The organism is Granulicella mallensis (assembly GCF_014203225.1).
Classification (GTDB): Bacteria; Acidobacteriota; Terriglobia; order Terriglobales; family Acidobacteriaceae; genus Granulicella; species Granulicella mallensis_A.
In genome coordinates, this window is the sequence record NZ_JACHIO010000034.1 from 23,380 (window position 1) to 36,456 (window position 13,077).

General features: G+C 57.5%; 13 protein-coding genes and 1 pseudogene. 3 read left to right on the plus strand and 11 right to left on the minus strand.

Features of this window, described 5'->3' with window-relative positions; translation table 11 throughout:
* Positions 1-17 precede the first annotated feature (17 nt).
* From HDF15_RS24640 to HDF15_RS24650, 3 genes are all read left to right on the plus strand, one after another.
* Entirely contained in the window at positions 18-197 is a 180-nt protein-coding gene (locus HDF15_RS24640; protein WP_184260845.1) for a hypothetical protein, read from the plus strand.
* Between the two features lie 494 nt (positions 198-691).
* On the plus strand, positions 692-1,258 hold the full coding sequence (locus HDF15_RS24645; protein ID WP_184260848.1) for a sigma-70 family RNA polymerase sigma factor: 567 nt from the start codon (positions 692-694) through the stop codon (positions 1,256-1,258).
* Positions 1,251-1,664 (plus strand): anti-sigma factor, encoded by a 414-nt coding sequence (locus tag HDF15_RS24650; protein WP_184260851.1) that lies wholly within the window; start codon positions 1,251-1,253, stop codon positions 1,662-1,664. Before HDF15_RS24645 ends, HDF15_RS24650 begins: the two co-directional genes overlap by 8 nt.
* A gap of 651 nt (positions 1,665-2,315) precedes the next feature.
* Here HDF15_RS24650 and HDF15_RS24655 read toward each other — a convergent pair.
* From HDF15_RS24655 to HDF15_RS24705, 11 genes and pseudogenes are all read right to left on the minus strand, one after another.
* The gene (locus tag HDF15_RS24655) at positions 2,316-2,834 is read right to left on the minus strand and encodes a sigma factor-like helix-turn-helix DNA-binding protein (protein ID WP_014266919.1); all 519 of its coding nucleotides are present in this window, start codon (positions 2,832-2,834) and stop codon (positions 2,316-2,318) included.
* Between the two features lie 114 nt (positions 2,835-2,948).
* A complete protein-coding gene (locus HDF15_RS24660; protein WP_014266920.1) occupies positions 2,949-3,578 on the minus strand; it encodes a response regulator transcription factor in 630 nt (209 codons plus the stop codon).
* A gap of 522 nt (positions 3,579-4,100) precedes the next feature.
* Positions 4,101-5,351, minus strand: coding sequence for a hypothetical protein (locus HDF15_RS24665; RefSeq protein ID WP_184260854.1), 1,251 nt, complete (start codon positions 5,349-5,351; stop codon positions 4,101-4,103).
* A gap of 256 nt (positions 5,352-5,607) precedes the next feature.
* The gene (locus HDF15_RS24670) at positions 5,608-6,393 is read right to left on the minus strand and encodes an alpha/beta fold hydrolase (RefSeq protein ID WP_184260857.1); all 786 of its coding nucleotides are present in this window, start codon (positions 6,391-6,393) and stop codon (positions 5,608-5,610) included.
* Positions 6,394-6,881: 488 nt separating this feature from the next.
* Positions 6,882-7,271 (minus strand): DUF1634 domain-containing protein, encoded by a 390-nt coding sequence (locus tag HDF15_RS24675; RefSeq protein WP_014266923.1) that lies wholly within the window; start codon positions 7,269-7,271, stop codon positions 6,882-6,884.
* Positions 7,268-8,107 (minus strand): sulfite exporter TauE/SafE family protein, encoded by an 840-nt coding sequence (locus HDF15_RS24680; RefSeq protein WP_184260859.1) that lies wholly within the window; start codon positions 8,105-8,107, stop codon positions 7,268-7,270. Before HDF15_RS24680 ends, HDF15_RS24675 begins: the two co-directional genes overlap by 4 nt.
* A 54-nt stretch (positions 8,108-8,161) precedes the next feature.
* Positions 8,162-9,295 carry an SGNH/GDSL hydrolase family protein gene (locus HDF15_RS24685; protein WP_184260862.1) on the minus strand — a complete coding sequence of 378 codons (1,134 nt, stop codon included), beginning with the start codon at positions 9,293-9,295 and terminating at the stop codon, positions 8,162-8,164.
* Between the two features lie 175 nt (positions 9,296-9,470).
* Positions 9,471-10,127 (minus strand): peroxiredoxin, encoded by a 657-nt coding sequence (locus tag HDF15_RS24690; protein WP_184260864.1) that lies wholly within the window; start codon positions 10,125-10,127, stop codon positions 9,471-9,473.
* Between the two features lie 435 nt (positions 10,128-10,562).
* Positions 10,563-11,186, minus strand: a complete 624-nt coding sequence (locus HDF15_RS24695; protein WP_184260867.1) for an NAD(P)-dependent oxidoreductase — start codon at positions 11,184-11,186, stop codon at positions 10,563-10,565.
* 86 nt (positions 11,187-11,272) lie between these two features.
* Positions 11,273-12,544, minus strand: a complete 1,272-nt coding sequence (locus HDF15_RS24700) for an NAD(P)/FAD-dependent oxidoreductase (protein ID WP_184260870.1) — start codon at positions 12,542-12,544, stop codon at positions 11,273-11,275.
* Between the two features lie 55 nt (positions 12,545-12,599).
* A pseudogene (locus HDF15_RS24705) lies at positions 12,600-13,077 on the minus strand (DUF4407 domain-containing protein); the annotation flags it as partial.

Here is a 13,077-nt window from a genome sequence, read left to right on the forward strand (position 1 = left end):
GATGAGGAGCATCGCTCTTGAGCACGAACCAAAATTATCCGGATACGAGTTGGGCGTTCGCGTATGGCGTACTTAGCGAGCTTGATGGATCGCTCGAATATCTGCTTTCCAGGGGAAACCCCAATTCCATGGTCCCGCACTTCGACGCGCACCGCGGCGGCTCGCGGCCGTACATATTGTTCGTCTGGGCAGACTAATGTGAGTAGCTTCCACGTCTCAGGCAATAGCACCAGCTTCCAATTTGGCTAAGTATGGCTCCCGAGGTCTCATCGCTCAATGCCTCCATCTCTCCTGGGTTCGAATTGCTGTGGCGATACTGCCGCCCCCCGGGGCTTGAACTTGATCCTGTAACTGAGACGCGCCGCGCCGGATGGAGGAGCGGGATGGTATCTGCACCCGATGATCACTAGGTGATAGTTCCAGCGCACACGAGGCCTAGAATCGTCTACTGTATGTGCGCTGGCAAAAAACTATGGCTCGACTTATACGTCGAGCTGAGTGGGCTTATGCTAAATTCCTTGTTTTCAAATTTCACCATCACACATATTGATTTCAGTCTCGTGTCAGTGGGAAGTTGAAAGCAAGGCAGCTCTAACATGCCCCGGAAAATAATCGCGCGATTCGATAAATTCCAAGTGGATAGGTAACTTTCCGTGACACTCCTACCGCTCCCGTTATAGAGAATAGGGAGATGGCCTCACAGAGCAACAAGCAACATTCAGAGGTGTTCGGCCCCCAATACATCGACAGACTATATGGCTATGCGATGATGCTTACGAGAAATCGAGCAGAGGCGGAAGACCTCGTTCAAGAAACCTATCTGCGCGCCTTCAAGGCGATTGATCGCTTGCGTGAGGATAGCAACCTGAAGAGCTGGCTCTTTACCATTCTGCGCAATGTATGGCTCAATCAACTACGCCATGGAAGAGCTTGCCCCCCGATGGTCGACATGGAGGGGAACGGCAGCACAATGGACGCGATCCCGGGACAGGCACGCGACTCCTACCAAATCCTCGCAGCCAATGAAGACGTTGAAAGTGTTCGCTCCGCGATTGGCTCACTATCAACAGAGTTGCGAGAGATTATCTTGCTTCGCGAATTTGAAGAGCTATCTTATAGAGAGATCTCGGCCGTCCTCGGATGCCCAGCGGGCACAGTGATGTCTCGCCTGTCTAGAGCGCGAGCCAGGCTTCGCATCCTACTCGGGAACACTTCGATGAAGCAGTCCATGCCGGAAAGAGGAACAAGGAATGATTGACTGCGGTGACCTCGGCATCACGATCCATCTGCTCCTCGACAATGAGCTAGTCGGCGGCGAACTGGAACAAGCGCGCGTGCATCTGGGAGCATGCAAATCTTGCCGGGTAAGGCTACAGGAGGAGGAGGCACTATCGAAGCAGTTGCGGCACGCTTTCGTCCCGCTTGTTGCGCCCAAATCGTTGCGAGATCGCATACTATCGCTCACCCAAGCCTCCACGGTCGGGGGTGTGCCGACCGGCGGAGATCTTCCTCGCGAGCATCCCTCGCAGCACGCCAGCCACAGGCATCGCCCCATCGGCCTCTCATCAGGCCGTATAGCGCTGGCAACCGCGACTCTCACGATGGTTGTCGGCGGTCTACTCGTTGTGACGAAGGCTTGCCGCGATAGCTCCACAGACCTCTGATCGCTTTCCAACGGTTAGCAAGGGTCTCTGGAGGAAGCCTGTTTCAATTCGGCGGAATGAACGCGACGGCATGACCGCAGCTTGGCCACATGGACAAAGCTGCGGTCATATTCGCGCTCTCGTCTCGGCCACCCGGTTTTAATCGCTTAGGCCTGCCACCAGGCCACAGCTACGGGGAAGGGCGTCCGCCACGCTTCTTTCTCCCTCTCGGCTAACGGCCACTCCAATGTAACGAGATACGGCATCGAGAATACCCAGTACCCTGCTTTGAAATTTTATCTGTGATCGATGGCAGAGCTGCAGTGGAAATGAAAGAACCCGGATCGGCGAAGATCGAGGATCGATTCGTAACGAATATCATGCAGAGTCGTTAGACTCTCTTCTTTGCGGCTTCATTGTGGGAATAATCGATAGGCCTCTGTGTTCCTGCTGTCATGGAAAACACGAAGAGAAGCATAGACACTGTAAAAAACCCTCCCACGATTGAGCCGGATTTCAAAGTGGAGACGCGCAAAGGGGGGATATGGTTCCTCATTCTGGAGGCCTATGCGAATATTCCCCCCTTGGGGATCAGAATGCTTTGAAGATGCACATGGCCACCCCAATCTCCCAGCTAGGACTGGGAAGGCGCTGGCTGTCTCGCATGGGGGCTCATGCCGCCAGCAACTCACGCAGGGCTGTTCGCGCTTGTGACAAGCGCGCCACAACGGTTCCCACGGGACAGCCCAGAACTGTAGCAATGGAGTGATAGGAGAGATCTTCGAATTCCCGAAGCAAGATGACCTCACAGTACGGAACGGGCAGGCTCCGGACCGCGATTCGCACCTGCTCATCCTCGATCCCGCTCGCAGACGCATGGTGCAAGCCTCCAGGATATCCAACAGCAGAGTGCGGCCCTCTTCTCCTGACGGGAGATTCATCACTCTTCGGATGGCTTCGCCCAACGTCATGAAGCCAGATATCGCGCAAGATTGCGAAGAGCCCTTTCTTGGCGTTGCCGCCTCCCCATGGATTGCCGATCAGCTGCAAGGCACGGGCATAGGTCTCTTGCACCAGGCCTTCGGCATCTTCAGGATTACAGGTTAGGAACAGCGCGTATCTGTACATTGCATCAACGCATTCGATGCAATGTGTTTCCGAGTCACTGGTTGTGTTGTATTTCGTTTGCATGGTCGGTGGTCCTTTTAAGAGACAAGCTCCCCACACATGGCCAGAGCATCTGCCATGCGCTCAGGTTGTGTCTTTCAAACGATGAATTCCGGTCAGTGTTTTATGCGGGTAGTCTCATATCTCCAGAAAACCCCGCCTTACCGCGATTGCCATTGCATGGGTGCGGTCATTCGCCTTGAGCTTCTTCACGAGATTGCTAATATGAAAATTTACGGTTGTCTCCGCAATGCCCAAAATATCTGCGACTTGCTTGTTCGCGTGCCCGTCCCGAATCAAGGCCAGGACTTCGAGCTCGCGAACTGTGAGATGCTCGCCGCCCAGGTGCATTGCTATTTTTGCCGCTACCTCTGGCGGGACGCAGCGTCCACCATCATGTACTGACCGGATGGCAGCGAGGATCTCCGCCTTCGGCATACTCTTGAGCATGTAAGCCGATGCGCCGGCACGCAGTGCCTTTCGTATCTCGACGTCACCTTCCGATGTGGTCAGCATGATGATGCGCGCGCTTTGGAACTCTCTGCGAATGGCCTTCAGCGCCGCAATGCCATCCAGACCAGGCATCCGAAAGTCCATAAGCGTGATATCAGGCCGATGGGTTCTGAATGCGGCTACCGCTTCACTTCCGGAGATAGCCTCCGCCACAAGGTGTAGATCTGGCTCTGAGGTGATCATCGAGTTTAGGCCCTCTCTGAAAATGGGGTGGTCCTCAACGCTCATTACTCGAATTCTCTTTGGGCCCTCCACAACTTGTCTCCATCGTTGTCACGCTTCTTGGCATGGCAATTACCCTGCTGGCTGGTTTCAGCATAGTAGTTTTTAGTGCTGGCGGCCTGTCATCCTAGAGAAATCTACAGGCATGAATTCGCAGTTGTTAGTAGCCCTACCGGATCCGCTGTCGGCACGGCTCAGATGCGTCTAGCAGCTCCGCAATGCGCGCGGAATATATTTTGTCCTGGTGTGTCCCATGGACTAGCTAGTCACGTAACAGGACCGACATGGTCTTTGCCGGATGTTGGTTTGTTGGAGAACAGGTAATAGGGCTTCTTTCATGACCTTCAGCGCCGACCCAACTTCGGCAGCTAGGATGTCCAGATAGAACAGGCCTCGAACGCCGTCCCGCCCTGGCAGCATGGACGCCCGTCTGGATCGCGGTGGAACATCCCGCTCCTGGGCGTCCAAATTCCACCCCAGAAGAATCTGCCGACCTGCCCTCCGCAGCTTCCTGGCGTTATAGAAGGAAGCTGCGGAGGCTCATCATTTGCATCGTTATCGCTGTGGATCGGGCAGGGTCAGCGTAAGTTGCGGATCACCCAGCAAGCCGAATTTGCTCTGGAAATACGGCACCACCGAGTTCGCCAGGACCTTCCGGATGTCATCCATCTGGCTACGCGCAACGGCGGTATTCACGTGGTAGCGGCGCGCGTAATCCGTCTGATCGTTCGCGATGTTCTTCTCCACATCGTGAGCGACGGAAAGATTCGCGTCACTACCCTTGTCCGCTCCGTAGCCCAACTCCGCCACATGCGCGCGGTTCTGCATAATGCCGGCCACGGCCTCGTTGATGATGACGCCGACACCATTTTCCAGATGACGGCGTGCGATATCGTCGCCCACCGTCTTTGATAGACCTGAGAACCCGAAGATCGCATGGCCGCTCTCGTGCGCAAAGGTGCCTATGTGCTTGACCAGCGTCTGGTCACTCACGACTCCCGTACCGCCCGTCAGCATCTTCTCGCTCAGGTGGACCTGGTGCCCATCCCAGAACGACGCCGAGTGGTCCTTGTCGCCGCGCAACATGACATAAGGAACCTTGTACGCCGCGACCGCCTCTGCCTCCGCCGTGCCCAGCCAGCTCATCTTCGCGAGGAACAGAAAAGCTGCCGTCTCGTCCGCGACGTCCTTCGCATTGCCCTGCGTGTTCGGATGCCCTACTATCGCCAGCATGTCTTTCTCGGAGAGTCGCGCAACAATCTGTGCGCGCACGACCGCCGGAACGCCAGGGTCCCGCAGCAGCGTGGCGTAGAATTTTCGCTGGGCCTCGTCCTTCACGTCGCCAGTCGCGTGGCCAAGGCGTAACAGAGTCTCTTCAAGCCCCGCACTCCCCGCGACCGGGATGCATCGAGCCAATCCCGCCTTCGTCATACCCTGTGCTTCCCCGCAGAGTTCCCGGTCGATCGGGCTCACCGCGAAAAAGCGGACAGCCTCGCGCACGACGGGGTCCGGGCTTTCAACGAGCGATTGCAGATCATCTTCGGTGATCCAGTCCTTCTTGTGTTTCTTGAGCTCTTCGAAGTGAGAGAGCAACACCTGTGCAGCCGACTTCAGGTTCGTCGAGGTGCCGACCGACTGCGCCGTGGGTGTCTGCATTGGAAGCGGCTTCTCGCTCGCCCACACCGGGCTCTGGCTGTAGAAGCCACACACAACCGCGTACGTCAGCATCGATTTGGCGAGCGATCGGAAGCAAGCGCGCGTCGTCCTGCGCCCTCGGGGCGCGAATAGGTACAGTTTGTTCGTCAAAGTCTTTCCTCCTGGTCGTCCCTGCGTCGTTGCGCTGCGTCACCCTCTCGGGTCACGCAGCGCGTTCGCGCGGGAGCACTGCCATAACCCGGCCTAGCCGAGGATATTCCCCTCTGTCTCTCGCCATCTCCGCCGAGCGGGGCCGGGTCGATCTGGGTGGACTGCCCTTCTGTTGCGTTGGCAAGGCGCGGCGAACTCAGGGCGTACGTTCAATCCCGAGACTTCGCCGGCCTCGCTCTATGCCATCTGCAGCGCCCTACCTCGACGACCTGGCGATGCTGTGCGCCGCTTCGACGATTACCGCAGTTACCGCATCCGGATGTGACAGCATCGGCACATGACTCGATACCAGCCAAGTCGCCTTCGCGTGGATCTTCTCGGCTTCGGCCTTATAGAGTGCCGGGTCGATCATCTGGTCCTGTTCGCCTGCGATCAGCCAACTCGGCTTCGTCTTCCATGCTGCGGCGGAGACAGGCTCGTCAAAATTGGCTGCTCTGATGGGTCCCTGCGTCACAGCTAGCAGGTTCGACTCGGCGGCCGGAACGTCAGGGGCGAAGTGCTTTGCGATGTCCCCGGGCGAGAGGGTGAGATACCCGGAGGAGTCCGCGATCGGGTGCAGGAGGCCCGGCGGGGTAGGATATGGCTTGCCCATCTCGCCTGCGGACTGTCCCTCGCTGGGAGCGAATGCCGAGACATAGACCAGGGCTTTGACCCGATCGTCCACGCCGGCTTCGGTGATCACAACGCCAGCCCAGGAATGTCCGACGAGGATGATCGGACCAGTCTGCGCAGTGATCGCACGCTTGGTGGCGGCAACGTCGGCCGCGAGGGACGATAGGGGAAGTTGGACTGCCACGACTTTGAGGCCTTGGGCCTGAAGCAGCGGGATCACTCTATTCCATGACGAACCGTCTGCGAATGCACCGTGGACAAGAATGACAGTGGTAGGTACGGTTTGCGCGAATGCGGGCCTCGAGTACGTGGCGCATATTGCGGCGAATAACAGCGTGAGTTTCAGAGACCAAACCTTGAACGATTTCATTTCACTCTCCTGGCAGATGGTTAGGGTTGACACGACACGAAGATGCACGGGAGTTGCTTTAGGAAGCGGCTCCCACCGTTTCCTGGGGCGCCATAGAGTACTGCGCTCCTGTTCTTCTCTTAGGTGGCTGAGTAGCGCTCCTTGCTGGCGGTTGGACACAGCCACGTCAATAATTGACGGGAACATCCCTATCCGAAATAGCGGAGAGCGGTTCTAGGCTGCGTGGGAAGTCTTTTTTGGGGGGATATCGGTGAGCCGTGGGCAATCGCAGTCCCTCGTGGATGGTGGCAGCCTTCAACTCACTCGATGCGTTTGCAGTGGTTCGATTCGTGCGCATAAGACCCGGGACCTAGGCTACAGTTGCGATCCTACATGCTGAATTCGAAAGCAAGGTAAGAGGCGTTTGCGTGCCAGGGGATGTTGTGAAGGTTGCTCTAGACATCACAAGCGAGCCCATTCTGTGCCCTCATGAGTTTCTCCCCCTCGTCCTAGTGTTTATGGCTGAGTAGGCTAAAGCCCAGAACGGCCAGGACGATCCCAGCCACGGCTACATACAGCCAATCCCGTTCGATCGCATACCCGATCCCAACGCAGACGACACGAAGCATAGGGGTTGCAATCAGCAGGAGGATTCCGAGCTGCACTATTGCCAATGCGTGCCCATGGAATGCGCCCATCGCAATTTGCGGAACGAACCGCAAGGCATCCGGTTCGCCGATAAATGAGTGAAAGGCTGCGGGAGCTGCCCTATGGCGGAGCAACAACAGAACACCGCCAACGAAGATCACCATACCGGCCCCCGCCGTGGTCCATCGGAGGACGGCGGTCATGCTCCGTTTAATCGATTCGTACGCATCTATCGGTTCCACGATCTTCATGACAATTTCCCAGTCAGCCCGTTGAAGATCATCTCCGCTCCAAGCAGAGCAATCACAATCGCAAAGACGATGCGCATGGGCCTTACCCTTGCTGTCTGCAAAACGCGCGCCCCGAGCAATGATCCAAGAAGCACACCGATCGTCACGGGCATGGCAACGGCGGGATTGATGTAGCCCCGGCGCAGGTATACGCCAGCGCTTGCGACTGCGGTCACGCCGATCATGAAATTGCTGGTCGCCGTCGAAACCTTGAACGGTATTTGCATTGCCCCATCCAGCACTAGGACCTTGACCGCGCCCGAACCAATCCCAAGCAGTCCCGAGAGTGTCCCTGCCCCGAACATCAGCCCGAAGCCCAATGGCACCCTCCGGGCGGAGTAAGGCAACAGCTTTCCTTCGTGCGGATAACTTCCGACTAGCCGGAGCTTCGCGGCAAGTGCATCCGGCGCGCGACCTGTGGTGTCCTGCTTCCTGGACCCCATCGAGGAGGAAGCCGAGTAGAGGAGCACCCCGCCAAACAGTATGGCGATCCACTTGGTCGGCGTGCTCGCTGAAAGAAACGCCCCGCAGATTGCGCCGAGGGTGGTTGCTATCTCGAGAAATAATCCAAGCCGCGTGTTGGAGAATCCCTCCTGTCTATGTGCGGCCTGTGCGCCGGCGGAAGTGCCGATGACCGAGATCAAAGACGCTCCAATGGCGTAGTGCACATCGACATGGAGGCCGAGGACGAGCATGGGCACAATGACCACGCCGCCCCCCAACCCCGAAAGCGAACCGAGGAATCCGGCAGCCAGAGATCCGCCCCATGCCAACGCTGCGAACTCGAGTTGAGTCATTCTCCTCCTCCACTCGAACGCTCTGGAGACCTACGCCTCATATCTCGCCATGCTCTAGCGGACGAGTCCGCTGGATTCGATTTGTAGCTCCGCGGCCTTAGCGAAGATCGCGCTCAAATGGGCTGAGGGGTGAACCGTATCGGCGAACATGAACGATTCAGCTGCGTCTGGCGTTGTGAATGTCGCGGGGGAACAGAACAATGACTCGCCGAAGAACGTGGGGTTCTGCAGGCTCAAGGCAGTAGCTTTCCCGATCTGGGCTTCCAGGTTGCAAGCCATGCCGGTGTTCGACACCTTGAATCCGAACTCCTGGAAGTTTGCGACCACGTTGTCGATGATGCCGAAGCTGTCGAGCACGACAATTTTGTCGAGTTGATTCTTGCTCTTCAGTTGACCCAGCAGGGTCGAGTTGAAGAGCTGGGAGATCTGGGTGAGCGACTGGCCGTGGTCCGCACTGGAGACGCCCTGCGGAGTGGTGCCAATGTCGGGGAGACTCATCAGGACTACGTGTGTCGCGCCTTTTGCGATGACAACCTCGACTACGTTGGCCAGATCTAATGCCGACTGTGCGATTGCCTGCTCGGCTGCCTGGAGTGCGGCAGGCGTGCCTACCTGTTCGGCGACCGCCAAATTGAAGAAGATATCGTTAGCTCCTCCGTTGATGATGACGAGCTGATTGGGATGGAACCGCTGATGTTCGGAGAGATACCGGTTGAGCTGCTCCGTGACTGGGATGGTGGTCTCCTCAGAGAAGTCGGCATTCGGAGTTCCGGCGGCCGCATGATTGATGCCAGGCTGCAATGCGACCCGAGATCCGCCTTCGGCGTAGTCGAGGCCGCCAGATGGCTTGAGTGGTTCTCCGAATCCTCCCTGAAATGCAGGCAGGAGCACGTCCCCATAGGTGCAAGCAATGTCTTGTACATAGACTTTGGAGGGGTTGGTGGTGAACTCTCCGCCGTCGAATTTGGCTTTGGCGAATTGCTGATATGTGCCGGTATCCAGCAGGCTGTCCCCGAATGCGACTACCTGCAGCTTAGCGCCACCCGGTGGGGTTCGTGCGGTCGAGTCGAACTGGCAAGCGGCGTGTAGCGATGTGGAACTGAGGACAGTCGCGATCAGGATTGCCGCGATGGAAAGCATCGCTCTATGGGGTGGGGTGGATTTTGTGACGGTCTTCTGGTGTTTCATAGCGTTGATTCCTTAGTCTTGGGGAGGGGCACAGACATTTCGCATTCTGGGCGCGTGGCCACACATAATCACCGAATTCTCATGCCGACTCCGCCCCAGTGCTGAAGTGGGGCAGAGTCGTCATGAGCTGAGTGGATCGGGGAGGCTCGATCTTTCGTGGAGAGTGACAGAACGCCTAGTTCGGTTGGTTGGTGATCCGAAGGTATGGCTTGACTGTTCTGTAGCCAGGGAATGCGGTCGTAGCCTCTTCGTCGGAGACGGCCGGTGTAATGATCACGTCATCTCCTTGTTCCCAATTGGCTGGCGTGGCTACTCTGTGCTTCGCTGTAAGCTGCATCGAATCGAGTACCCGAACGATTTCGTCGAAATTGCGACCCGTGGTCATCGGATAGGAGAGCGTAAGCTTGATTCGCTTGTCGGGTGAAACGATAAAGACAGTGCGCACCGGCGCGTTCATTGCCGGAGTCCGGCCTTCGCTGCTCTCTCCCGCGTCTCCTGGAAGCATGTTGTACAGTTTCGATACTTCAAGGGTCGGGTCACCGATTACCGGGAAGTTGACGGTGTGACCACTCACCTCTTCGATATCCTGGGCCCATTTGCGGTGATTCTCGACGGGATCGACGCTCAGTCCGATGACTTTTGTCCCTCTGGCTGCGAACTCGTTCTCCAACGCAGCTACGGCCCCTAGTTCGGTCGTGCATACAGGCGTGAAGTCTTTAGGGTGTGAGAACAGGATGGCCCAAGTGTCACCGATCCACTCATGAAAGCGAATCGTACCGTGTGTGGTTGAGGCTGTGAAATCAGGGGCAATATCGTTGATCCGTAGTGACATCGTGTGGCCTTTCAGTTGTGTCGTAGTTGTGGCGACGATCTATTCGTATCAACGCAGGTAAGTCAATGACGCCGTTCGTACCGCGCTGCATCGATGAATCCTCGCTGTGGGGGAAACACCTCTTCTCCCCATTTATTCTCGTCTTTGGCGAATAGCGATCGGCCATCGGCGCTAACGGAAATGGATGATCCGCGGAGTGTGTGGCGGCGAGGTGTATGAGGGGATGCGAATCTCGTGAGGACGAGCGTCGCTGTCAGCGCGGAAGGCCAATCTCCATCCCACTGTAGGTTCCCGTCTGCTCTCATCAGGGCAACGACCCCGCGAGCGAGGGCCATGGCTTGATCGATGTCTCTCGAAGTGCGTTTACGTCTCAGATTGAAACTCTCTCATGGTCATGAGAGGCCGCCCGCGCCTGGAGACGCGGGCGGCTGGTTGTTAGTAGCCAATGGTGAATCGTGCCCGTTCGTGAGTCGGAATTTCGAGCTCGTCAACGATAGCGATTGCGTAGTCCTCCATCGAGATGCGACTCTGGCGAGCCGCATCGCTTACGAGCTCGTCGTTGCCAAGGCGGAACTTCCCGGTGCGCTCGCCCGGCTGAAAGAAAGCCGCAGGGCTGAAATAGGTCCAGTTGATGTCCGACGCCCGCAGCACGTCCAAAGCTTTTCCATGGGAGGTCGCGAGGGGAACATACGGGGCTGGGAGATGGCCGGAGGCGAGCAGGGTCACTCCCGGCGCTACTTCGAGCGAGCCGGCACCGCCGACAACGATGAGACGGATATTGCCCGCCTTCTTGACCGCTGCAATTTGGCGTTCCGTTACCCCGATCAGCGCGTCAGTATCATCCGGTGGTGGGTTGTAAGCGCTGATGACCGCGCTAGCACCAGAGATCAATGACGCAATCGTATTCACGTCGCTGAGGTCGTCCTGCTTTGCAGTGACTTCAGTTGGGATCTTGGATGTGTTGCGTGCGATCGCAGTTACCGAATGGCCCCGCGAAACGAGCTCCTTGAGGATGCGGCTTCCACTGTTGCCTGTTGCTCCATACAGTACGACGTTCATTGTTCGCTCCTTGAGTTGTTCATAGTTCGGTTCATCGGTGGAGAGGGCATAACTGCGCCGGTCGGCGGGGCCCTCCCCGTGTAAAGTCAGAGGTTTTGGTAGTCAATGGGGCGACGCTTGAGCGAGAGGTATTGATGGACCATTGAGACCGCCGTCGCCCCCTCTCCCACAGCCGTCGCAACTCGCTTGATGGAGTTGTGGCGAACGTCTCCGGCAGCGAAGAGTCCGGGCATGCTGGATTCCCGGAGCATTGGTCTGCGGCCGTCCAGCCAAAACCCGATAGGCGGTTCCATCCCTTCCAAGTCGTCTCCGGTCAGGATGTAGCCCGCACTGTCTGTATAGAGTGGGCCGGGCGTTATCCAATCAGTTCGAGGACGTCCGCCGATGCACACGAACACACCTTGCGCCTTCGCGCATGTTTCCTCTCCAGTGAGACAAGACTTATAGGTGATTCCCGTTAGGGAGTCTCCGCCCTCTAGACTGGTCAGGACGCTCTGCGTTCGGACTTCGATTCTCTCGGAATGCTCTATGCGTTCCAAGAGATATGTTGAGAGAGTGTCTTCGAGATGTTGCCCACGAACGAGCAGCGTGACCCTCTCTGCATAGGCGGCGAAGTGTAGAGCCGCTTGCCCAGCGGAATTCCCCCCGCCCACGATGAACACGTGCCCTTCGGACAGCACCGCCTCGCTCGGACCTGCACCGTAGAAAAAGCCGTGATTCAGGAAGCGCTCTTCGTTCGGGAGGCCTAGCTTGGCGTATTCGACACCCGTGGCACAGATCGCTGCTCTTGTGACGATCTTGCCCCCGCCCGCCAGATGTCCGACCAGGGAGCCATTGTCGAAGCCAAGGCCGATTCCTTCGGCTGTGACGATGATCTCCGCGCCGAATCGCTGCGCCTGTTGTCGCGCCTTCGTGGAGAGTTCCCACCCGCTGATCCCATCTGGGAATCCTAGATAGTTCTCAATGCGCGATGTGCTAGCCGCTTGACCCCCGACGGCAGAGCGTTCGACGACGATCGTCCTGAGGCCTTCTGATGCCGCATATACGGCGGCGCTCAACCCGGCCGGCCCCGCACCGCAGATCGCCACGTCGTAGTCTTGGTGCTTCGGCTCGCGAAACCAGTCGAGCGCGGCGGCCAGATCACGGGTAGTCGGCCTGAATAGCACAGAGCCTTGGCTCAGCACGCAGATTGGAAGTCGGGCATCTGACAGGCCGCTCGCCCCGAGTCGCTTTGCTTCCTCGTCAGAGTTGAGCTCCGACCATTCCACTACGACTCCGCTGCGCGTTAGGAAGTCCCGCAGTTGGTAGGCTTCCGCCGAATTGTACTTGCCATATATCTTCGCGTTTGGAGTGACCATTTCAGCTTTCCTCTCTATCCCTGCGGGACGTTTAGCCAGGCAAAGTCCGGAGTCGCTAACCCTCGACTATGGGCCGGTATTGCATCTGCCCAAATCGCACCGAAAGGAATGTCTGCATCAAAGCGATGACCAGCCCCACGCAGACGGCATTCACCGCGAGCTGGATCAGGAAGCCTCTGATCGTGAAGACAACTTTTGGTGTGCGGGAAAGTGGAACCACAACACCGCTCATGAAGACGTGGACGGCTATACCGAAGAGGAGCCCAAAGGCTACTGCGTCGTGTGAGACGGAGGGGAACGAGACGCTTGCGGCAAAATAGGCTGAAGAGACCGCAAGTGCGATCAAGAAGTGAAGTGCAAGGCCGACGAACGCAGTCTTCAGGCCTCCCTCAAAGGAACGGTCGCCGAGCGCTCCGCTGGCGATGAACTGTAGAAGCGTTCGCGGGGGCATTCCCTGGGCGGACGTGATGACCATGGTCGTCACTATGTCGATGACCGCCGACGTGCATCCGCTGATGATGATGATTGCTGCA

Bases quoted from the DNA above. Each gene is read 5' to 3' on its own strand.
- HDF15_RS24645 (WP_184260848.1), top strand. From the start codon at position 692: ATGGCCTCACAGAGCAACAAGCAACATTCAGAGGTGTTCGGCCCCCAA.
- HDF15_RS24650 (WP_184260851.1), top strand. From the start codon at position 1,251: ATGATTGACTGCGGTGACCTCGGCATCACGATCCATCTGCTCCTCGAC.
- HDF15_RS24655 (WP_014266919.1), bottom strand. From the start codon at position 2,834: ATGCAAACGAAATACAACACAACCAGTGACTCGGAAACACATTGCATC.
- HDF15_RS24670 (WP_184260857.1), bottom strand. From the start codon at position 6,393: ATGAAATCGTTCAAGGTTTGGTCTCTGAAACTCACGCTGTTATTCGCC.
- HDF15_RS24675 (WP_014266923.1), bottom strand. From the start codon at position 7,271: ATGAAGATCGTGGAACCGATAGATGCGTACGAATCGATTAAACGGAGC.
- HDF15_RS24680 (WP_184260859.1), bottom strand. From the start codon at position 8,107: ATGACTCAACTCGAGTTCGCAGCGTTGGCATGGGGCGGATCTCTGGCT.
- HDF15_RS24685 (WP_184260862.1), bottom strand. From the start codon at position 9,295: ATGAAACACCAGAAGACCGTCACAAAATCCACCCCACCCCATAGAGCG.
- HDF15_RS24690 (WP_184260864.1), bottom strand. From the start codon at position 10,127: ATGTCACTACGGATCAACGATATTGCCCCTGATTTCACAGCCTCAACC.
- HDF15_RS24695 (WP_184260867.1), bottom strand. From the start codon at position 11,186: ATGAACGTCGTACTGTATGGAGCAACAGGCAACAGTGGAAGCCGCATC.
- HDF15_RS24700 (WP_184260870.1), bottom strand. From the start codon at position 12,544: ATGGTCACTCCAAACGCGAAGATATATGGCAAGTACAATTCGGCGGAA.